The sequence below is a fragment of the Trichocoleus sp. DQ-A3 genome (assembly GCF_039961975.1).
Classification (GTDB): Bacteria; Cyanobacteriota; Cyanobacteriia; order Cyanobacteriales; family FACHB-T130; genus FACHB-T130.
This window is the reverse complement of record NZ_JAMPKC010000002.1, coordinates 104,212-125,768: the sequence shown is the minus strand read 5'-3', so window position 1 is coordinate 125,768 and position 21,557 is coordinate 104,212. Positions and strand designations below refer to the sequence as shown.

Here is a 21,557-nt window from a genome sequence, read left to right as displayed (position 1 = left end):
GTTCGGTACCTAAACTGAGAGCGATCGCCCAGCATCTGATCGTGTACTAGAAGTTGGTTTCCGTAGGCAATTAGCTTGCTTCATTTGTGAGTTGTGACGGTACACTAAGCTATCTATTTTGTCTTCGAGCGACAGTAACTCCTCATAATATTCCTGGGTTTCATCCGGTCAATAATTGATTCTTTGCAACGTGCGATCGCTTCTACTAAAAAGGTACGCAGCTCAGCCCTTCGTAACAAACTTTCAAAAAATAGCTGTAGTGCCAGTAAATCTGGGAATACTTATATAGATTACCGAAAGGTACTAGGGAACCTGAAATTCATCCAAAATTAGGAGTTCCGCTCCCTCACCTAAAACTATTTGTCATCGCAGCAAGGAAACTTCCATCAAGATGAGTAAAATTACGCTTTCAGAGCGCGTCCGCTACGGGTTCGATAATTTCATGGCTAGAGGTACTGTTGCTCTGATTGGCGGATTAGCCTTGACCTCTCTAGCCTTTATCTTTTTAATGGGATTCTTGGTCAGCATCACCGGAGTTGCGCCGGAAGGAAGCGATCGCCTTCATCCTCCAGAAGCGATTTGGAGCGTTTTCATGCGGACTCTAGACTCAGGCGCAATGGGCGGCGATACAGGCTGGCTATTTCGGTTTGCGATGCTCTTTGTGACCTTTGGCGGTATCTTCATCATCAGTACCCTAATCGGCATTCTCAGTAGCGGCATCGATACGAAGCTAGAAGACTTACGGAAAGGACGTTCCCGTGTCGTTGAAACCGATCACATCGTAATTTTGGGTTGGTCGCTGCAAGTATTTACCCTCATCTCAGAACTCACTCTTGCTAATGCCAATCGACCCGGTACTTGCATTGTCATTCTCAGTGAAGAGGACAAAGTACAGATGGAAGATACCCTTTCTAATATCTTGGGTAAACGTTCCAAAATTCGCTTAGTTTGTCGCACGGGTAGTCCCAGCAATATTACTGACTTAGGGATGGTTAACGTCCAAACGGCACGCTCAATCGTGATTTTAAGCTCATCCAATGCCCATTCTGATATTCAACTCATAAAAACTCTGCTGGCAATTACCAGTATTCCGCGCAGCGTATCCCAGCCTTATCACATCGTTGCTCAAGTTCAAGACCCCAAGAGTTCCGACGTTGTTAGTCTAATCGGACGCAACGACATAGAGGTTTTACTGACGAACGATCTCATCTCGCGGATCGTCGTGCAAACCTGTCGTCAATCAGGCTTATCAACGGTTTACATGGAGCTACTTGATTTTAGTGGGAATGAAATTTATATCAAAGCAGAACCAACTTTACAAGGAAAAACCTACGGCGATGCGCTTTTAGCCTACAACGATTCTGCGGTACTGGGAATTAAACACGCTGATGGGACGATCCAGCTTAATCCACCGATCGACAGGTCGTTACAACCCAACGAACAACTTGTTTTGATTAGCGAAGATGACAGTACCATTCATCTATCTCAACTATCTAATATCCCTATCGATCGTCAAGCGATTCAAGTTAAAGAGAAAAATGCGATCGCCGCCGCAGAAAACACCTTAATTTTGGGCTGGAATAACCGCATTTCTACCATTATTCAACTACTCGATCGTTACGTTGCTCCCGGCTCCACCGTTACAGTCGTTGCTGAGTTTCCAGAGGCTGAGGTCGTATCAACTGAATCGCTCAACTTACAACAACAGACTGTGCGGTATTCTCAGGGAAATCCTACCGAGCGTCAGGTATTAGAAAGCCTCGACTTAACTAAATACAATCATGTTCTCGTACTCTGCAATACTGACTTAGAACCAGAGCAAGCGGATGCTCAAATCTTGATTACATTGCTTTATCTGCGGGATATTGCCGATCGCTATAAGTGCAATTTTCAGGTTGTCACGGAAATTTTAGATTTGCGAAATCAAGCCTTGGCACAAGTGGCTCGCCCGGATGATTTTGTCATCAGCGAGCAAATTGTTAGTCGGCTGCTGGCTCAAGTTTCCGAACAGAAAAGCCTCAATGCTGTGTTTGCCGATCTCTTTAGTCCTGAAGGCTCAGAAATTTATCTTAAGCCTATCGGTGAGTATGTTGCGCTCGATCATCCCGTTAATTTTTACACAGTTGTTGAAGCCGCCAAGCAACGTGGTGAATCAGCAATTGGCTATCGTTGTAAAGCGGATGCTAATAATTCAGGTAGAGCTTATGGGGTGACGATCAATCCCAAAAAAGATCAACTGATTACGTTTGCCCCGCAAGATACGATCGTTCTATTAGCAGAAAACTAAATTTCAGTTTCAATCTTTTTGTATTGATGTACGCGATCGCGATTGACTTTCTCAAAGATTCCGACCCTATCCTGGGACGACTCATTGACCAAATTGGTGCGTGTCAACTGAACCAGTACGAACTGGAGGGAGACTTGTTCTTTTGCCTATCCCGGTCAATTCTCCACCAACAACTTTCCACCAAGGTGGCTAAAGTCATCCACGCTCGGTTTCTCCAGCTTTACCCAGACACTCTGTTTCCTTCAGCGCAAGATGTCCTCGACACGCCAGATGAAGTCCTTCGCGGCGTGGGGATTTCACGCCCCAAAATCTCTTATATCAAAGACTTGGCACGCCATACGAGCGACGGATTGCCTACGCTTGAAGAGTTGGAAGTCATGGACGATGAGGCGATTATCAAGAGTCTAACGCGGGTCAAAGGCGTCGGACGATGGACTGTGCAGATGCTCCTGATTTTCCGTCTCAAGCGGTGGGATGTTTTGCCTGTGGATGACTTGGGTGTACGTGCAGGGATTCGGAAACTCTACAATCTTGAGGCACTTCCCGACCGCAAGACAACAGAAAGCTTTGGACAAAAGTGGAAGCCCTATTGCAGTATTGCCTCGTGGTACTTGTGGCGTAGTTTGGAGCTAAAGCCAGTTTGAGGACTGCTGCGAAAAGGGGGGAAGATGCGATCACTCCTTCATTCACACTGGCGATCACACTGCCATCCTATTAGCTGAAGAAGTCTTTTCAAAAGCAAACGGACTGTAGAAACTCCTGAAGTGCATAAAAATCTACAGAATCCAAATCTTTTGGATAAATCATTACAGTCAGTTTGCGTGTGATAAATCTTCTTTTTGATTCCAGAATGAAGGAAGTAATGATCAGCTTGGCTAGTTGCATTCGGGAAAGACCACTACGGGCAAGATCGGAACCGATAATTGGAATTGCCACATCTGTACCGTTGCATCTACGGCGAACTTCTTGCCAGAGATTATCCAATGAAACTGATATGAAATCAGGATTTGACTCAACTGTTAAATCATTGTTCATGTGTCCATAGGCGATAAGAAAGTACCGTTTTTCATAAGAGCCGAGTGTGAGTGCAGTGCCAATTGGATATCGCCAAGCTTTGCCACGAGTTTTATCAGGGTCTAGACAGCGAGAACTATTATGAGCCTGAAGTGCAATTTCGATTTCGGCATCGAATTGCCTAAAGTTACCTTTGTAAACTCGTTTGAGAAATTGCCCCTGTACACTTGAGTCCCTGATGATTTCCCCTAGCTCAGTATCAAAGACATCATTGGAACCAATAACTAAATGTCCATTTTCATGAAATAGGTCTCCAACCTTAATCTCAATCTCTGTATCGGGTGAAGATAGACTACTTGATACAGCTTTTCGAGGAAGATTTTGGATAATTGCCAGAGCAAGAGATACAAAAACCAAGCTTAAATAACCTGATAAGCCAAAGTTGAGTTTCTCTGGAATAAAAAAACTAGCTGGCTCCATAAAGAGCCAAAACCAACCAAAATTACTAGAAAATGAAGTTGCGAATCGTTTTAATCCAACTTTTTTCAACAGAGTTAGGTAAACACCAGCTCCTGAGAATTTATCATTCATCGAGTATGTTGTTTGATGAAGTTAATAGTGTCATTCCAAGCAAGTACTACTTGCTTGGCTGAAGAACATTTACTAATTCTTGATAGCTTGATACTCTTTTACCTGCTTTGGCAAGTTGAATGAGATGTCTTATGTAATTTGGAGGATTTGCACGCCCAAAATCCCTCTGAGATTGGCTGGCAATTCTGTCATAACTTACGGCGGTTTCTTCTAGTCCAGCATTACCTCCGAAGAAGTCTGATATGGCAGCTCCATACCTTCCTTGTCGTACAGCCGCATCCTGGATCATTTTGAACGTGAATCTCTTGGTTTCCCAACGCCAGGTAAATGAACCGAAATAAGGATGTGACTCCAGTTGTTGCACTGCTTTGAAGGAAAGTAAAAACTCAAAAAAGTCAAACCAATCTAGGTATCTCGCTTCTTCTTCATTAGGGTAAAGCTTGCTCTTCAGTAGTGGAGCCAGATGATCGCTAACAGGGGCAAATCGACGCTCAAATCCTGGTTCTATCATGCCTGAAACAGAGTCATAGAATACATATCTTGGATCAATTGTGTCTAGCAGAGGGCGCTCCAAATTGTATTCGTGTGAATAAACTTGGCGAGACGCAACTGTCTGTAAAAAATTCATTTTGCTTGCACGCAAAGCTGAAATTCCCAGAGCGTATAGTAGAAGCAGTCCAGGGTAAGTCTTGATATAATTCGCCCATTTATAGCCACCTTCAACCTTTCCAGTACTGAGCCGCTCGATCCAGTCTCCGGCAATGTCTAGCCATTCCAGCGAGGTGTTATCTGCGTAACGTCCAATCGCTGCCATCGCATACATGGATGGTGTTGTAGCTGTTTCTAAAATTTGCGCGCTCGCGGAAATAGTTTCAGCACTTGCCTGTCGAGAAAGCAGTTCAGCAAGATCAGGTGAGGTTAGTACGGACTGAATTCTTGCGATTTCTTGTTCTTTGGCATCCTCCATGTCTTGAACGCCAAAGCGTGACTCTAGCAATGTTTTGACAGAAGTTTGCGCTTCAAAGCGCGTATTGAATGAGATATCTGCACTAGAAATGGTCGGTATTGCCTGAACTGGTAAACCAATCGCTTGTTCAGTGAGTTTTGCTTCCTGTTCTGCTGCACGACGTTCTTTGTCTTCTCTAGCAATTTCTAAAACAGCAGATGTAATATGTCGAAAGACTTTATCTTTGAATTCTTCAAGGTGACGGTAGTTGTCAGTGAGTCCTTTAGCTTGCAAGGCTCCTTTGTATTTTTGAAGGCGTTTATATTGTCTTTGGTCAGTTTTGGATAGTGATACTTCTCGATCGGAGAAGTAAACAATGCAGCGTTTACCTTCGTTATGCGCTCGTTCAATTTCTTCAACTGTCCCGGATTCCGCTTCAGGGGTGGGAGTACCTAAGCGAGTCCAAAAGACACCTATTACTAGGTCACAGATATCGACCAACTGCCGATTGATAACAGCTTGTCCCCGTGCTTCAAGACTGGGTGTCGCGTTTGTTTCCCAGCCAATGGGCATCAGCATCATTTTCCTGTCCGCCGTGTGGATCGCGTTCCACCGAAAAACTTGGTCTCGGATGATGTCCCTTTCTTCGGCAACGTCTCCAGGACTGGCAATGAGGACAAGGTAGACTTTAGCTTCTACTGGCATGTGTATATGAAGCGAACTTATCCTATGTATAGCGTATAAAACCGGGTTCTGTAGGCGTTAAACACTAAGAATAGGTCGATATTCGATGCAAATGGTGATTTATTTGGTTATCGCAATCTGCAATCGTCAAGCGATCGCTCATCCTAAAATTCACTAGAACAATATTTCCCAGCAACTCGCAGCATAGCTGCCAAACTTTTTTCTACATCAGCATCCGTTGTTGCCCAAGACGAAACGCTAATTCGCATCGCCGTTTGCCCTTGCCAAACCGTACTGCCACACCAACAAGTCCCCTCAGCTTGAATATCCGCGATCGCTCGATGAGTCGTTTCTGCATCTCCAAAGGACACTAAGACTTGATTCAACACCACCTCGTTGAGAATCGGGTATCCAGCCGCTTTCAACTCCTTGGCAAAATGTCGGGCATGGCAACAAGTCCGCTCAATTAAGTCTGCCAAACCAGAACGACCGAGCGCTCGCAATGCTGCCCACACTTCAACGCCACGCGCACGCCTGGATAATTCAGGAGTATAGTCTGACGGATTGCGCTGCTCGCTGACGGTGGGTAAATACTCCGCAGTAATCGCCATTGCCGCTTGCAACGCATGGGCATCGCGAACAAACGCCAATCCACTGTCATACGGCACGTTCAACCACTTGTGAGCATCTGTCGCCCAAGAATCTGCCTCTTCCATACCAGCCGTGAGGTGCGCCAACGATGGTGCTGCTGCTGCCCAGAGTCCGAATGCGCCGTCTACATGCACCCAGGCTCCTACTTCCTGGGCGCGATCGCAAATCGCTCCAACTGGATCGCACGCGCCTGTGTTCACATTTCCCACTTGGGTACAGATAATCGCAGGACGAGTCAGGGCGGGAATGGCATCCGCACGCATCCGCCCCTGTCCATCAACAGGCACTTTCACCACTCGGCTTCGACCTAATCCCAGCAATCCCAACGCTTTCAACAAGCTTGGGTGTACTTCCTCGCTGACGGCAACCGTAATCGGTGGCGCACCAAACAACCCGTCTGCTTCTACATTCCAACCTTCCCGTTCGAGTACGGCGTGGCGGGCAGCGGCTAATGCGGTAAAGTTAGCAACGGTTGCTCCCGTAACGAAAGCACCACCGCAGTCGGCGGGGAGATGCAGTACGTCGAGGAGCCAGCGCAGAGCTACCTGCTCCAGTAAGGCTGTGGCTGGAGTGATGCGATAGAGTCCACAATTTTGATCCCACGCGGCGGCTAGCCAGTTGGCGGCTAAGGCGGCAGGCAGGGAACCACCCGTGACAAATCCGAAGAAGCGAGAGCCTGCCTGTGCCATTGATGCGGCTGAGCCAATTTCATCGAGCTGCTGCAAGACGAGTTCGGCATCGACAGACTGATTGGGGAGAGGTTCATCGAATTGGATGAGGTTAGCGATCGCTGCCTCCGTTGGCTCAACGTTACGAGCGTCTAAGCCTTCAAGATAGCGAATCGCCAATTCAGCCGTTGTTTGCAAGAGTTTTCGCATATCTTCTTCCTTCCCTGCACGGAGCTAAACAATCCCGCATAAGCGAGCATCGCGCTGATGGAATGATTTTTGGATGCAACAAGCTGCCGCCGCGCCTCAATAGGAATAAGCTCCTGTACCTAAGAAAGATAATTTTAAACAGGTAGGGCTGAACAGCGTTAAAACAAGTTTGAAATAGCCTTTTAGAGCGGTTGTTCAGGTCGCGAGAGGGGTTCTTCAGGCAGGGGGATAAACTCGGTTTCATCTGGAACCCGCTCAAACCGTCCGTTCTTCCAGTCCGCTTTCGCTTGCTCAATGCGCTCAAGGCGGCTAGAGACAAAATTCCACCACTTGTGCCGCTCACCGACAGGTTCACCACCTACCACAATGCAACGAGCGTCAGCTTTCGCACTAATGCTCACAGTCTGATTGGGATTCAATACAATCATTCGTTGTGGCTCCAGCGGTTCGCCATCTATGCTCAGACCGTTTGTAACGCTATAGACGGCTTGCTCACTATAGTCCGGAGGCAGCGTGAACTCGGTTCCAGTCGGCAGTTGGACATCGAGGTAGATCATCGGCGAGAACGTTTGAACGGGTGATGTGCGACCATACGCCTGCCCTGCAATTAGTGTGATTGAGACACCCCCATCTTGCCAAGCGGGGATGTCAGTCGCTGGGTAGTGACGAAACCAAGGTTCGGTCTCCTCATGTTCCGAAGGAAGTGCGAGCCACGTCTGGATACCATGTAGCCGTCTTTCGCGACTCCGAACCGCATTGGGCGTTCGCTCCGAATGGACAATGCCACGACCCGCAGTCATCCAGTTCACTGCTCCGGGATGAATTTCTTGAACAACCTTGAGACTATCGCTATGGAGCAGCACCCCTTCAAACAAGTAAGTCAGTGTTGCTAAATTGATATGCGGATGCGGTCGCACATCCATTCCTTGACCCGGTGCAAAGGTAGCTGGGCCGAGATGGTCGAAAAAGATGAATGGTCCAACCATCTGCCGAGTTGCGTGAGGCAAGATGCGCCTCGCCTCAAATCCGCCCAAATCTTTAACTTCGGGTTCAAGAACATCACCAATGCTGTTGGACATAGCAAAGATTACCCCGTAATTCTGACCAACGCCTGATTAATTTTCTAATCTTAGAGCTATATCAGCTTCTTCCTTCTGATTAGGGATACAGATTGTTGATTGCATCTTCTCTACAGCCTGGAGCTGCTTACCTCATTTTGGCTGTGCCACGCTATTGCTAGGAGTTAGATGGCACAGATAACTTTGGTATTCTCAAATCATTCAAAGCAGTTTTAAAGTGATGACTCAGGTTGTAATTGTCGGAGCTGGGCCTGCTGGTGCAACGCTTGCACTGCTTCTCGTCAAACGTGGCATCGCCGTCAAACTGATTGAATCCTCCCGTAACTTCCGGAGAGTTTTTCGCGGTGAGGGACTGATGCCCAGTGGGCTAGATGCTCTAGAGCAGATGGGATTGTCGTCTGTGCTAGAGAGCATCCCTCATCGACCTTTAGATGCTTGGGAAGTTCTGATTGAGAATCGGTTTCTGTTTCGAGTTGATGAGCCAATCGAACCGGGTGGTAAGCCCTGCACTCTCGTTTCACAGCCAGCTTTCCTGGAAGCAGTAATTGACAAGGCAAACACTTATCCCAATTTTGAGTTTATCCAGGGCAGTCCCGTGCAGGATTTGCTGTGGAGCGAGCAACGGGTTTCGGGCGTGAAGCTGGGTGACGATCGCTCCATCTGTGCCAATCTAGTCATAGGGGCAGATGGTCGTAATTCTGTTGTTCGGCAGCGAGCTAACTTGCCTCTAGAACAACAGTCCGGAAGCTTTGATATTCTTTGGTTTAAATTGGCTGATAGCGATCGCTTGGAATCCGAGAACGTATTTTATTCAATTGTTCGCGATCGCAATGCATTTGGGCTGTTTCGCTCTTCCGAGGGGAATCTTCAGATAGGCTGGGCACTCCATGAAGATGCCCCAATGGGCTGGAAGCAAGCCGATTGGCCTGATATTTTGGCAGAAGCATCGCCCCCCTGGTTAGCCGAGCATATCCGGACTCACACAGAAAGTATTGAACGGCCTATTCTGTTATCCGTTGTCGTCGGGCGTTGTCCGCGCTGGTATGCACCAGGGTTACTGCTGTTGGGCGATGCTGTTCACCCGATGTCACCGATTCGCGCCCAAGGCATCAATATGGCTCTGCGGGATGCGATCGTTGCAGCAAATCATCTAGTTCCCCTGTTGCGTGAGGGAGCAACAGATGCGGCAATTGATGCGGTATTACCACAGATTCAAGCTGAGCGAGAGCCGGAGATTATTCGAGCGCAGCAGCTTCAAAGTCAGGAAGCGGCTCAGGCTGAGCTACTACGTAAAAGCGCACTGTTGCGTTGGGCGGTGAGTCAGCTAGCACCCCTGCTGGGCAAGGGCGTGCGCCACTCTTGGTTACAAAGGCAGCGCCAGTTGCGCCAAGGGGTAACGCAGATACAGTTAATGGTGTGAACTAGGGGGTAAACTCCTGTCGTCATGTTTGCAATACAAGTAGAGCCGTTACAGGTAATAACAAGATGAGGAAAATACTATACATACTCATTGGTCCAAAAGGCTCAGGAAAAACATATATTGGAAGTCAAGTCAATAAAAATACAGACATAAAGTTCTTAAGAGTAGAGCCGATCTGGCTGAAATTAGCGCCAGGTGAGAATGGTTGGGAAACAGTTGAGAAGGAAATCGATAAGGAGTTTCAGCAGCATAGTAAGGTAATGATTGAAAGTTTAGGGGCAGGAGACGGATTCAATCAGATGCATTCGTCATTAAGAAATAAATACGAAGTCAAGTTGATAAAAGTCTTTGCTGATTTAGAAGAGTGTTTGAGAAGAGTGAGAAACAGAGACAATTCAGAACACATACCCGTATCAGATGAGAAAGTAGAAGAATACAATAAGATAGCAGCAAGCATTAGCCATCAATGGGATGCGGTTATTGATAATAATAGTCCGACTACTGATGAAGATATTCTTAGGGTCATTGAATCTATATAAGCAGCTTCTAACATTGGCATCAGCGGTGAAGGCATCAGCGGTGAAGGCATCTGTGCCGACGCATCAATCAAGTTGCGCTTCGCTCTTCTCGCTTCGCTATCGCCTAATTTCAGACCCCATAGTATCCCAGCAGCGAATGAGAGCAAGAGGTCTATTGTTTCAAGACAGTCCAGCCTTAAATTCATCTATGAGAAAGTCAATAAAGCATTTAATCTTCGCCGACTGAAAGCGTCCTCGACGGTAAACGACCTGAATCGGTATTGGGTCAGGTTCGTATTCTGCAAGGATGACTTTGACCGATTGATTTCGGAGTTCATCAGTAAACGCCCATATGGGGGAGGTGCCAATGCCAATGTTTGCCAACACGGCTTCACGTAGCGCCATCGAGTTATTGACTTGTAGATTTCCACTCACTGTTACTGTCGTGCCTCGAAAATGCCATTCATTACCCGTAGACTGCCGGGTATAAACAATGCAGTTGTGGTGCAAAAGGTCGGCTGGTATTTGTGGCTCACCAAACTTCTCCAAATAGTCCGCCGATGCGACTGCGACAAATCGGTATGTGCCGAGTGGCTGTGAGATTAAGTTGGGATCAACAAACTTGCCAATTCTGATCGCTAGATCGAGTCCCTCTCCAACTAAATCGACAAAGTGGTCAGACATCGTCAGGTCAATCTTGATATCCCCATAGCGATCGAGAAATCGTTTCAGGCGAGGGAGTACCTGCATCTGCCCAAACGCAACCGAGCAATTGAGCCGTAATAGTCCAGACGGGTTCTGCCGTTTTCCCACACTAGATTCGGCTTCGGAGAGTGCTTCGAGAACGGATTGGCAACGCTCATAAAAGCGCATTCCCTCATCGGTCAAACTCACTTGGCGTGTCGATCGCAGCAGCAATTGCACGTCCAGATAGTCTTCCAGTGCAGCAATCTGTTTGCTAATCGTGGGTTGAGTGGTACCCATCTCTCTAGCAACGGCGGAGAAACTGCCTGTTTCTACGGTTCGCACAAAACTCTTGATGCAGGCGATCAGGTCTGACATGGGGATTGATTCTCAAACGGAATAAATCATATTCCATTTTGCAGTCTTCTCAAACCCGAAGGAATGAAACATGATTAATGTTGTGAGCCAAATCAAGTTTCTCACCTGACAACTCTGAGCTAACCAATAGAACAAAAATCATGATTACAGCAACAGACCTGAAAGCCAACTTTGAAGACATCAAGACCCTGGTTTTACAAGGGAAAGCGATGGAAGCCTTTGAGAAATACTATGGCGAGGATGTAGTGATGCAGGAAAATGAAACGCCTGCCACTGTGGGGAAAGCCGCCAATCGCGCTAGAGAACTGGACTTCTTTTCTAAAGTGACCGAATTTCGTGCAGCAGAACTGAAAGCGGTTGCTTATGGCGAAGACGTGATTATTTCTGAATGGTTTGTCGATTACACTCATTCTGAATGGGGCAACGTCACGCACGATCAAGTTTCTGTACAGAGATGGAAAAATGGCAAAGTAATCCACGAGCGTTTCTATTACGCCGCCTAAACTGCCTCAACGATTTTGATGAATCCGACAACTTGCTAACACTCACGAAAACGCTCCGCAGCCTCAATAACCAGTTGGCGGGCTTGCTCCGGTCCAAAGCGACCTTGAGGCTCAAACGTTTTGCCCTTAGCCGCGTTGTACGACACGAAGAAGTGTTCAATCTCGTGGATGAGGTTCTGATTCAGGTCGTCGAGCGTTTTCACGTCATGCTGGTTGCGGGAGTTGGCGGCAACAGCGAGCAAGCGGTCATTGCGTGCGGTTTTCCCCTCCTCGGTTTGAAAAGCGCCAAAGCCGCCGATGAGCCGCGATGGGACAAGGCAGCCGACGAAGGCAGGCTCCTCCATCAATACCAGCACGTCGATAGCGTCGCCGTCGTCGGCTAGAGTCGAGGGTACGAAACCGAAGTCGTATGGGAAAAATGCGCCTGCTGCCAGTACGCCGCCCAACTTGTACAACCCGTGCTTCTTGTCCCACTCAAATTTGTTACGGCTGCCCTTGGGCGTGTCAATGATGACGTTGAGCGTTTCGGCATCATCTGAGTCAAACGGAGGCAGGTGGAGAGGGTCGGTTGCCATAGTTTACTAGCACGTATCTATTTCTTGCTAGCGATAGCGAAGCGCAGATCGCACTTATCATATCGCGATCGGTCATCTAGTTTTATGGAGCGTAGGACATAGAGTTCGACTGCATCTGCCCCTTGACCTATCCAAACTTGGATTGCAACTCCATCCGATTTGCTCAAAATTCAGCCTGCCAACCAACCTTAGGATGTAATTCTCGGTCTACTTTACCCTGCGGGGTTTATCTACCAGGCTATGCAAACGCCCCTACCCATCTATTGCAACCATCATTTAGCAGAGAGAGTAGGGACGAATTCATCTAGTCTCAGCGTTAGCAGAGCGAATGTTCGCAGCAGTGGAATCAGCGTTGCCGGAAATTCAGATGCCTGCTGTACGCAATCCTAAATTAACGTGACTTTTCCGGTATCGAGATCGTAACGACCTCCGACAATTTTGAGCTTGTCATCTAGCAATCGTTCCGAAACGATCGTTGAATTTTGTTTTAATTTCTCAATTTGATACCGAACGTTTGCAACTACAGCGTTATCAACCGGATCGCCTGATTCATCTTTTGTCTTAGCGATCGCAGGTTTGATGGCTTTAACAAAAGAATTCATGCTTCCAGGGAGACGTTCCCCCTGGACTGCGGCAGTGACAGCACCACAGCGTTCGTGACCTAAAACCATAATCACAGGAGTACCGAGGATAGCGACAGCGTATTCCAAACTGCCAAGCACTTCTGGAGTCACAATATTTCCGGCAACCCGGATATCAAATAAGTCACCGAGTCCTTCGTCAAACAAAATTTCCGCAGATACCCGCGAATCCGCGCAGGTTAGCAGCGTTGCAAAAGGGTGTTGTGCTTGGGCAATTTCTTTAACCCGTGCCTCTGATTGATCGGGATGTTTAGCCTTGTGTTGCACAAACCGTTGATTGCCCTCCATCAACCGTTTTAGGGCGGCATCAGGGCTGGGAGGCTCAACGGTCGCTGCGATCGCTCGATTTGCTTGCACACCCCAGAATGCACTTCCTGTCACAGCAGCCATCAGTGCTATTCCGCCATTTCCCGTTAAATTCAAGAAATTGCGCCGCCCCATCAACCCATTGTTTTGATTCATCGCTATTGAAGAAGTAAAAGTTGCAGAATAAACGATTCAAAGTTCAAAGCCGAAGCTAGACTTTATTTTTGTTTTTTAGTTTCTTCAGATTTCACAGAAGATAGAAACAGCCACCTTACAACGAAGCAACGCATCTCGTCGAGCGAATTTCCATCGCATCAGAAATGTAACAGCTGCCTCCAAACTTGTTGAGGATTGGTCGAATAATTTCCACAGCACCTTTAAGTTTTTCTGGCGCACAAAATGCGATGACATAGACATTATCCAGCATCGTCATATCTAAATCTTCAGAACCGCCTCTAAGCCCCTGTCCGGCAACATTTCGGATGACTAGGTGCCCGGTTACACCTGATTTTTTTAAACTGTCTAAAATTTTGCCAAGTTCAACTGAATTTGCGATGACTTCTATTCGTTTAACTGAATGCATGATGTTATCTCCAAAGCATCTCAATGCCGTACAGATATACGGGAATTCCGACAATGATGTTGAAAGGAAACGTTACAGCTAGTGCGGTAGAAACGTACAAGCTAGGATTCGCTTCAGGAACCGTTAAACGCATAGCGGCGGGAACAGCAATATAAGAAGCACTTGCACAAAGTACCGCAAATAAGAGCGCGTCCCCCTTGGGCATTCCGATGAATTTTGCAATCAAAATTCCAATGCCTGCATTGAGGATTGGGATTAGTATTGCAAAAGAAATGAGAAAAACGCCCGTTTTTTGCAAGTCCTTAATCCTTCTAGCTGCAACCAACCCCATGTCGAGCAAAAAGAAGGTCAGGATACCGTAGAACAATCCCTGAGTAAAGGGTTCCAAAGTGTGCCAACCGCGTTCTCCAGTTAGGACTCCGATGATCAGGCTACCAACCAGCAGAAATACGGAGCTATTCAGGAAGGCTTCTTGCAACACTTCGGGCCAGGAAAAGTCCCGATCTCCCTGGCTGGGTGTGAATAGATTGACCAGAATCAGCCCGACGATGATAGCCGGAGATTCCATAAGCGCTAGGGCTGCAACCATATAACCATCATAATCAATCCCCAACTCGGTCAAAAAAGCTCCTGCCGTGATAAAAGTTACGGCACTGATGGAGCCATAAGTCGCGGCGATCGCTGCTGCATCGTAGATATCCAGCTTCAGCTTCAGGATAAAAAAGGTATAGATCGGGACGGCACACGCCATCAATACGGCTGCCAGCATGGTGAATATCACTTCCTGGGTTAAGCCGCTTTTAATCAGTTCTACTCCTCCCTTAAAGCCAATGGAAAATAGTAGATAAAGTGACAGTAACTTTGGGAAAGGAGCCGGAATTTCCAGATCCGATTTAACAAAAACTGCCACCATACCTAGAAAGAAGAATAGGATTGGTGGATTTAGGATATTAGAAACGATCAGGCTTGTATCCATATCTACTCCCCATCCTGGATAACCAAGAATTTGAAAAAGGTTTTAATCATGACTGAAGTGACACAGTGGTTCTACGCATCAGATGTTGCGTAGAACCACTGTATGGCAATTGAGCCGCTAAAAAGATATAGGAAATTTTTATACTAAGTATAAATAAAACCTTTCTAACTACCGAAATCAGCCGGGAGGTGGGTTTGACAAGAACTGAAGTCGCGACTGCAACAACAGCGCCGATTACGGGCGAATTGTAGTGAGAATGGTGGTACCTCCCCAGGAGATGGAGGAGTGGATGGCATTTCTCGATACGTTCAGGCTTAGCGATGAGGATGACAGCCAGAATTCAGCAATCTGTTTTTGGGCTAAGGCGATCGCTCGTATACCGATGACGACCCAGACGCATTAAAAATTGTCAACCTAATTGGTAAAGCGCTTTCATCCAGCCGTTTAGTGCAGTGAGGTGTTAAATCTCATCGTCAGGAAGCGAAACTGACATAATTTTACCCTGAGAGAGATACACACTAAAGCCATCAGAAAATTGCATTACTGGTTCCTTCTGTGCATGAAGTCTTTCCTCTTCATCAAGTAGCGGTTTGATTGACCAACGCTAGTTTTTAGAATACATTACCAAAAGTATCCGAATTAAAAGGACTTATTGACCAGACATATATGCCCGAATGAAGTGGTAGAAATCGGACTGTAGTAGTTAAAAATAATCCTTGAGCAGTTTTTTTCGCTTACCCTAAAGCTATTGGCAGATAATGTGGCTTCAAAATTATGTTTGCAGTCGGTTTACAGATAATGTGATTTGATTTGCAGCTATTGGGGTTTAGACTAACCTTTTATTTGCAATTTAATGTAGTTTCAGTTTTGTATTGGAAAGCGGTTTGAAGCGTTTGGGTTTGCAGTTCGCTACAATTATATCTTTCTGCTGCTTGTCCAAACTACTTACCATCTTTGGTAATTTAACCTTGTCTGCTACTTGACGGGGTATACAGAGGCATTGCAACTTCTGTTGCTTGCTGCCCGAACCTGCTCAAACTCAATCAAACCCACATCTTGGAAACTTTCCCTTACCTGCACGCATGCAGAGAATCAAGAACGATGTCTAATCAAGCGTCTGACCGTCTTAAGCAAAATGCTGAAAGAATTATGCATCTGTGGGAGGAGCGGGCGCGTGATGAAGTCAAAGCATCAATGCATCATGAGTCTCTTGTTTTACGAAATTCGCTACCTCTGTACTTAAACCAACTGGTAGATGAACTCTCAAACAGAATTGACAGGACACCTGCCCGAATCGCAGCCGACAAGGTAGAAAGCACTCGGATTGGCAAGAAGCATGGGCATGAGCGGGCCGGTTATGCCGACTACTCCATGACTCAACTCATTTTCGAGTACCACATCCTTCGTCAAGTCATCTTTCAAGTTTTAGAGGAAGAAGCACCTTTAGACGTGAGGGAACGAGACATCATTATCGACTCCATTGAGCAAGCCGTTAATGACGCTGCCACTCAATTCTCCGAGACGCTGCGAGATATTCAAGAGCTATTTATGGTGACGCTAACTCACGACCTCAGAGGCCCCCTTAATGTTGTAAAAATGGGAACTCAACTGACTCTGCGTCGGGTGGAACGAGGAGATAGCCACGTGGATATAGCCGCGAGGATGCTCAATGCAATCAATCGGCTGGATTCGATGATTCAAAATCTGCTTGATGCAAGTCGGCTGCGGACAGGGCAGAGTTTAAAGATTGAATTTGAAGAATGCGATTTAGAGGTGCTAGTTCAAGAGGTAGTAGAGGATTTGAGCTTCGCTTATGGAGATCGGTTTGTTGTGGTTTGTGATTCTGATATCAGGAGTTATTGCAGCCGTAAAGAAATACGGCGGGTGATTGAAAACTTAGCAGTTAACGCTGTGAAATATGGGGCGTCTGGCACGCCGATTACACTCACGCTTCAGCAAACTGAAACGCAGATCAGCCTTACTATCCATAATGAAGGCGATCCGATTAGCCTAGACGCTCAATCAATCCTATTTCAACAATTTCGTCGAACTATCTCTGCTGAGGAGCAAACGGGATGGGGACTAGGATTATTTTTGGTAAAGAGTATTACTGAAGCACATGAAGGGACGATTGAAGTTGAAAGCGCTGAAGGCAAGGGAACAAGCTTTATCATCAAGTTACCCAAAGTTCCCGATCAGGTGGCATAGTGGCTAAGGTTCTTCGCTGATTTTGGTGAAAAGAAGGACGGTCGCCAATTTCTGTAACCTGGATTCTAGGCTAAAAATCTTTCCAGAGAATTGCCCGTATACATGACACTCCTCAATAGCGATCGCACTTGACATCTTGCCGCCAGCAATCGCTGGAATTGCTTCGGTTTCGGTAAGCGCGCTCGCTATTCGCTGTTAGATAGTCTGCGATGTCCAGGTGGGACCATCGCAGCGCGGGCCATCCGCCGTCCAAATCAATTTATCCAAGCACATTCGCCGCGCCGACCTGTCCGTGTCCCAAGCATGGTAAGCGATGTAATCAGTTTTACCATCGGGACCGACAACGATTGAGTTATGACCGGGACCGAGAACCCGATCGAGAACAGTTTTCAATACGCGGGGTCCGGCTTCATTCCCCGCATCGGAGTAAGGACCCATGACACTATCTGCAACGCCATAATCAACGCCGTAGTTTTCCGTTTCCCAGCGCCCACCGCTGTAAAAGCAGTAGTAGCGATCGCCATGTTTGCGGACACTAGGGCCTTCTAAGGTATGCCAATCATAGCGATTGCCGTACATCAAACGGTTTGCCAGAAACCTTTGCCAGTCAGAGCGGGCGCGTAAAACAACTTTCCCCTCTCCAGCCAGTTTTGTCATTCCTATCAATCGGTCTACCATCAGTGCCGTTCCAGCCCTTACGCCTCCTTCTGTATCCAAGAAATCGCGGGCGTAGAACAGATACCATTGCCCATCGTCATCCCGAAAGGCATGAGGATCGATAGCGAAAGGACACGATTCAGGGTCTATAAGGGGTTCACCGATGTCTTGATAAGGTCCCAACGGGCGATCGCTCGTTGCAACCCGTAACTGATGCCGCTTGTCTTCGTGTCCTACTGAGTAGTAGAGATAGAACTTGCGATCGCAATAAGCAACTTCTGGTGCCCAATAGTTATCTCCGAGAGCAGCGTCTGGGCGCAGCAGTGCATTCCCCGCAAACTCCCAGCTTACAAAGTCCTCAGAGCGCAAGAGGGGAAAGACGCGCTGTTTGCCGATTTCGTCCACCTCTCCCTCTGCTTCTGCTGCACCCGTGCCGATTGCGTAATATACTCCCTCGTGTTCCCAAACAAACGGATCGGCAAAATAGCCGTTGTACACCGGATTGGTATAGGTGCGCTTGCTAGGGAATTCTTCAGGCGTCGGCTCAAATTGAGACATTAGCGTCCTAATACTTGAAATTCACGTAGGTTTCAACTTTGTTCTCTGGCAACTGCTCTACCACGTGGCACCGCAGTAATTCCCTTATTTCCTCTGGCAGACTTTCATAATAGTCCCGTTGCACAGTCAAGTCTACTTTTGCGGTGTGCAGCCAATGCATCACATAGCCCATCACAACCATCGGTCTGGGTGTGTTTGTCCGGTTCGGTGAGCCTCGATGCAGCGCTAGCGGCGAGCGAATCATCACATCACCCGGCTGCGTATAGAAAGACTCCATCGGAATTTCGCCACCCCTGACCTTCACCAATCCTTCCTCACGCGGCATGACATGAGTCCCCCGCGCCATTTGAAACGGTCCATTCTCTGCCGTTACTTCTACTAGCGGAAAGTTAACCGCCAGCGCGTACAGTGGCGTTACTATTTGATCTGAGAAAAGTGGGCGAAAGTCCCGGTGAATTTCCTGGTAATCCGAACCCTGTACAGGAATATCAGCCCCCAATTGCACCATCTTATATTCTTGGTAGAATACGCGATTGAGAATCCCCAAAATTACTGGATTGGCAAACACATCTACATTGGCAAAGGGAGCAACCCACGGGAAGGTTAGATAGAAGCGGGATTGTTCGCGCGGTGCCAGACCACCCGGTTGATTTTGGCGCTTTTGGAATAATTCATTAAAAGCGTCTCCCCACTCTTCGATTAATCTCCTCTCAAATAAACCCCGAATCACACAAATTCCATCTCGATTGAGTTCTTCAGCAAAGCGATTTAGGTCAGTCGTCGTAAACTTAGCTGTATCTGTAGTTTGAATCATGTTCTGCTCCAATTCAGGGCGTTAGAGTTGAAGTAAAATCTAGCTTTCAAGAGCAAAGTGTTTCAGGAAGCTGGTTTGCTGCTCCCAAAACCTTCCGTGTAATTACTGTTTAACAAGGTCTTCAAGAGTTCAGTAATTTCCACATTTTGCGCTTATGGAATTTCCTGAACTTTTAGATGAAACTGTGACCGAGTTGCTTAATCAGCGGGCAAAGAATGAAGTACAACCTTCACTCATCCTGCAACGGTTGAATTATTAACGACTATCGTCTAATCGTCATTTCCATATCTACAAGCCTTAGTGAATTAGCTTCTCGAAGTTTCATCGCTGCTACTAAAACTGAGTCCTCATTTCCTAAAGAAAAACATAGCGTCATCTACTTAATACTATTATTCCCCGCGATAGATGCAGAATAGCAATCGCTACCTGAAATCTTAAAAAAACTTTGGGTTAGTTTTGCAAGTTGAGCAACACTATTTTTCTCTGGATGAAGACTGGCGATGAGATGGCGAATGCTTACAGCACACTAAGCGATCGCGCTATTCGGGTAGATAAGTTTTGGGAGACTATGGCAGTGGTAGTTTGCCTAATTGATACTTGACAATTGCTTCCCACACTGAGACAACACTCAGATATACTTCATTGTCTGGATCGCAGATACTGCCTTGCGGTCATTTGATAATCGACAATCGCCACTGATGAACCAAAGAAACACATGGGTATCAAACAGTAGTTTCATGTACCCTCAAATGCAGTCAGAATGTCTTTTGGTAAAGGAGTGTCAAAATCATCTGGTACGGTGAACTCTCCAGCACACAAAGCAAAAGGTCGAAGTTGCTTAACAGTTGGCGAAATCGGTCTAATTTCAGCAACAGGCTTTCCTGCTTGCATGACAATAAGAGTCTCACCTGCTTCGACTTGCTGAAGGTAAGTTGCAATATCTTCGCTAAATTTCCTCAATCGTTACCGTTAGCATAGTGTCACTTTTGCATGGTTATGGCTCTTCCCTTATTCCCTCTTGTGTTTCTCAATCAGTAAAAATATCATGCTGCTCCTTAAAATGTCTCTCGGTAGTAGCCAAGCCTAAATCGGTAGCTAGGAAATCAACACCGTCAATAATTCTGGGTATCTTAACTTTATCAACTTGCAGACTGAGAAAGCATTCCTGCCTGTAATGGGGTCTTTCCTGAAAGCGTGCGATCGCAAGTTTTAAAGGACGTATAACTTCATACGCTTTCTCAGCTTTCTCAATTGATTCCTGTGGAATCGAAGATTGCAGCCTAAGAATTGCTAAATCGATTAAATCTCTTGCCTCAACGCTGTCGTCCATGTAGCGATCGCAATTTGAAAGCAGCTTGGACGTGAAACAGTCATTGAGGCTTAAGCAGGCGACAGATGACCACTTTGGATATCTTGGCGGATCTAGTTGAAAACGAGCTTCAGCGATAATTTCAGCCTTGATGGGGATATTATCAACAATAACCATCATCCGAATTCCATACTGGTCAGTGGTGCCACGTCCAACTTGGATTCTACTCAGATCGCGAAACAGTGCTTCATATCCACCATCAAATATGACTGTGCGGAGATACTTATAGCCTGATTCACCAACAGGTGAAATAAAATCAACGTCTTTACTCCAGCGGTATTCTTCAAAATCAAGTGCAAGAAGGGTTCCCCCACCGAAGTAAGCAGAACCCTTCCTAAGTACCTCAGCATCTAAACTTTCAAGAATCGTGAGGATTTTATGATGGCGATCAAACCTGAAGGTCATAAACAGGCTTGTAGCCAGGAATTATAGCGTTTTGCAAGTTCCTTGAGAAAACTTAGTTCTTCGCCTTCAAGATTGCTAAATAGCTGGCGATATTTCCAACCCCGCTCATAGCGACTCAGCATTTGCTCCGGAGTAAACCGATAGACATCTCCTGTCTGCCAGCAGATTGACTCCAAAAAAGGCAGCTTTTTTGGGACAACAGGTGGATTAGTTGCTGGTGTAGCGGTTGTCATAGCTCCTCTAATCGACAACTTTGGCTAACTCTACTTCTAGAATAGCCCAATCATTGGCGATGGCATTGCTTCCTACGTGCAACCAAAACCAATTTATACGAACAGAGCGATCGCTCTATTTTACGAAAAGCGATCGCTCGTTGTTATGTTAGTCTCCTATAGGTAGTCATTGGGGTTTTCAATGAGCTGACCCTCACTTGCTGCCGCTACATTCAACTCGTCGTCAGCAGATACAAAGGTTACAGGGAACAAACTGCTAGCTATGCAGAGGGCATTTATCTCACGACCTACCGCTAGCTGAACTGCGTTGTAGCCTCTTAATCCAATTGCTTCCGCTAATGCCATCGCAGAATTGATGAAGCTCGGTGTGATTTCGACAACTTGGTACTCACACTGCAAGCCACTCCTGAACTGACCACACGCTGCTGTCGCGTCCATAGCACTGATACTTCCGCCACGCGCCAGTCGTGTAATTGCAGCGACGCTCTCAACACCTGTAATTGCAGCAATTAGTACGTCGTTGTTTAGTACGGGGTTGAACAAACTCAAAACCCATGCTCAACCACTTTCACCGATGTAGCGTTTGACCAGCGCACTGT

Annotated in this window: 21 protein-coding genes and 2 pseudogenes; 7 read left to right on the top strand and 16 right to left on the bottom strand. The window is 46.7% G+C overall.

Annotation, left to right across the window (positions count from 1 at the left end):
• The first annotated feature begins 391 nt into the window (after window positions 1-391).
• Window positions 392-2,287: a potassium transporter TrkA gene (locus NDI44_RS03570; RefSeq protein ID WP_190412402.1), complete on the top strand. Its 1,896-nt coding sequence runs from the start codon at window positions 392-394 to the stop codon at window positions 2,285-2,287.
• A 23-nt stretch (window positions 2,288-2,310) separates the two neighbouring features.
• A complete protein-coding gene (locus NDI44_RS03565) occupies window positions 2,311-2,931 on the top strand; it encodes a DNA-3-methyladenine glycosylase (protein ID WP_190412401.1) in 621 nt (206 codons plus the stop codon).
• A gap of 88 nt (window positions 2,932-3,019) precedes the next feature.
• On the opposite strand, the gene NDI44_RS03560 is transcribed toward NDI44_RS03565, so the two are convergent.
• From NDI44_RS03560 to NDI44_RS03545, 4 genes are all read right to left on the bottom strand, one after another.
• Window positions 3,020-3,892 carry a macro domain-containing protein gene (locus tag NDI44_RS03560; RefSeq protein WP_190412400.1) on the bottom strand — a complete coding sequence of 291 codons (873 nt, stop codon included), beginning with the start codon at window positions 3,890-3,892 and terminating at the stop codon, window positions 3,020-3,022.
• A gap of 46 nt (window positions 3,893-3,938) precedes the next feature.
• Window positions 3,939-5,420, bottom strand: a complete 1,482-nt coding sequence (locus NDI44_RS03555) for a hypothetical protein (RefSeq protein ID WP_190412399.1) — start codon at window positions 5,418-5,420, stop codon at window positions 3,939-3,941.
• A 266-nt stretch (window positions 5,421-5,686) separates the two neighbouring features.
• Window positions 5,687-7,051, bottom strand: coding sequence for a pyridoxal-dependent decarboxylase (locus NDI44_RS03550; protein WP_190412398.1), 1,365 nt, complete (start codon window positions 7,049-7,051; stop codon window positions 5,687-5,689).
• 182 nt (window positions 7,052-7,233) lie between these two features.
• Window positions 7,234-8,130 (bottom strand): pirin family protein, encoded by an 897-nt coding sequence (locus tag NDI44_RS03545; RefSeq protein ID WP_190412397.1) that lies wholly within the window; start codon window positions 8,128-8,130, stop codon window positions 7,234-7,236.
• A 220-nt stretch (window positions 8,131-8,350) separates the two neighbouring features.
• Between NDI44_RS03545 and NDI44_RS03540 the strand changes: the two genes are divergently transcribed.
• Window positions 8,351-9,550, top strand: a complete 1,200-nt coding sequence (locus NDI44_RS03540) for an FAD-dependent monooxygenase (RefSeq protein WP_190412396.1) — start codon at window positions 8,351-8,353, stop codon at window positions 9,548-9,550.
• Window positions 9,551-9,615: 65 nt separating this feature from the next.
• Window positions 9,616-10,089, top strand: coding sequence for a shikimate kinase (locus NDI44_RS03535; protein WP_190412395.1), 474 nt, complete (start codon window positions 9,616-9,618; stop codon window positions 10,087-10,089).
• Between the two features lie 159 nt (window positions 10,090-10,248).
• On the opposite strand, the gene NDI44_RS03530 is transcribed toward NDI44_RS03535, so the two are convergent.
• Window positions 10,249-11,130 carry a LysR family transcriptional regulator gene (locus NDI44_RS03530; RefSeq protein WP_190412394.1) on the bottom strand — a complete coding sequence of 294 codons (882 nt, stop codon included), beginning with the start codon at window positions 11,128-11,130 and terminating at the stop codon, window positions 10,249-10,251.
• Window positions 11,131-11,270: 140 nt separating this feature from the next.
• Here NDI44_RS03530 and NDI44_RS03525 point away from each other — a divergent pair, with 140 nt between their 5' ends.
• On the top strand, window positions 11,271-11,633 hold the full coding sequence (locus tag NDI44_RS03525) for a SnoaL-like domain-containing protein (protein WP_190412393.1): 363 nt from the start codon (window positions 11,271-11,273) through the stop codon (window positions 11,631-11,633).
• A 35-nt stretch (window positions 11,634-11,668) separates the two neighbouring features.
• On the opposite strand, the gene NDI44_RS03520 is transcribed toward NDI44_RS03525, so the two are convergent.
• The 4 genes from NDI44_RS03520 to NDI44_RS03505 form a co-directional block, all read right to left on the bottom strand.
• Window positions 11,669-12,208, bottom strand: coding sequence for an inorganic diphosphatase (locus NDI44_RS03520; RefSeq protein WP_190412392.1), 540 nt, complete (start codon window positions 12,206-12,208; stop codon window positions 11,669-11,671).
• Between the two features lie 386 nt (window positions 12,209-12,594).
• Window positions 12,595-13,311, bottom strand: a complete 717-nt coding sequence (locus NDI44_RS03515; RefSeq protein WP_190412391.1) for a carbonic anhydrase — start codon at window positions 13,309-13,311, stop codon at window positions 12,595-12,597.
• 115 nt (window positions 13,312-13,426) lie between these two features.
• Window positions 13,427-13,738, bottom strand: coding sequence for a P-II family nitrogen regulator (locus tag NDI44_RS03510; protein WP_190412390.1), 312 nt, complete (start codon window positions 13,736-13,738; stop codon window positions 13,427-13,429).
• A gap of 4 nt (window positions 13,739-13,742) precedes the next feature.
• Complete coding sequence (locus NDI44_RS03505) at window positions 13,743-14,714, bottom strand: sodium-dependent bicarbonate transport family permease (RefSeq protein WP_190412389.1); 972 nt, start codon at window positions 14,712-14,714, stop codon at window positions 13,743-13,745.
• 220 nt (window positions 14,715-14,934) lie between these two features.
• Between NDI44_RS03505 and NDI44_RS03500 the strand changes: the two are divergent.
• Window positions 14,935-15,117, top strand: a pseudogene (locus NDI44_RS03500) (hypothetical protein); the annotation flags it as partial.
• A gap of 698 nt (window positions 15,118-15,815) precedes the next feature.
• Complete coding sequence (locus NDI44_RS03495; RefSeq protein ID WP_242031243.1) at window positions 15,816-16,922, top strand: HAMP domain-containing sensor histidine kinase; 1,107 nt, start codon at window positions 15,816-15,818, stop codon at window positions 16,920-16,922.
• A 195-nt stretch (window positions 16,923-17,117) separates the two neighbouring features.
• Here the strand turns inward: NDI44_RS03495 and NDI44_RS03490 are convergent, their stop codons facing one another.
• The 7 genes and pseudogenes from NDI44_RS03490 to NDI44_RS03460 all read right to left on the bottom strand — a co-directional run bounded on the left by NDI44_RS03490 (window position 17,118) and on the right by NDI44_RS03460 (window position 21,507).
• Complete coding sequence (locus NDI44_RS03490; protein WP_190412387.1) at window positions 17,118-18,137, bottom strand: glycoside hydrolase family 43 protein; 1,020 nt, start codon at window positions 18,135-18,137, stop codon at window positions 17,118-17,120.
• Between the two features lie 7 nt (window positions 18,138-18,144).
• The gene (locus NDI44_RS03485; protein ID WP_190412386.1) at window positions 18,145-18,951 is read right to left on the bottom strand and encodes a phytanoyl-CoA dioxygenase family protein; all 807 of its coding nucleotides are present in this window, start codon (window positions 18,949-18,951) and stop codon (window positions 18,145-18,147) included.
• 451 nt (window positions 18,952-19,402) lie between these two features.
• Window positions 19,403-19,690: pseudogene (locus NDI44_RS03480) on the bottom strand (type II toxin-antitoxin system VapC family toxin); the annotation flags it as partial.
• The gene (locus NDI44_RS03475) at window positions 19,687-19,911 is read right to left on the bottom strand and encodes a type II toxin-antitoxin system Phd/YefM family antitoxin (RefSeq protein ID WP_242037046.1); all 225 of its coding nucleotides are present in this window, start codon (window positions 19,909-19,911) and stop codon (window positions 19,687-19,689) included. The pseudogene NDI44_RS03480 and the gene NDI44_RS03475, both read right to left, overlap by 4 nt.
• 67 nt (window positions 19,912-19,978) lie before the next feature.
• Window positions 19,979-20,725: a nucleotidyl transferase AbiEii/AbiGii toxin family protein gene (locus NDI44_RS03470; protein ID WP_190412384.1), complete on the bottom strand. Its 747-nt coding sequence runs from the start codon at window positions 20,723-20,725 to the stop codon at window positions 19,979-19,981.
• Window positions 20,722-20,958: a hypothetical protein gene (locus NDI44_RS03465; RefSeq protein WP_190412383.1), complete on the bottom strand. Its 237-nt coding sequence runs from the start codon at window positions 20,956-20,958 to the stop codon at window positions 20,722-20,724. Before NDI44_RS03465 ends, NDI44_RS03470 begins: the two co-directional genes overlap by 4 nt.
• Before the next feature lie 156 nt (window positions 20,959-21,114).
• The gene (locus NDI44_RS03460; RefSeq protein ID WP_199299550.1) at window positions 21,115-21,507 is read right to left on the bottom strand and encodes a type II toxin-antitoxin system VapC family toxin; all 393 of its coding nucleotides are present in this window, start codon (window positions 21,505-21,507) and stop codon (window positions 21,115-21,117) included.
• Window positions 21,508-21,557 lie beyond the last annotated feature (50 nt).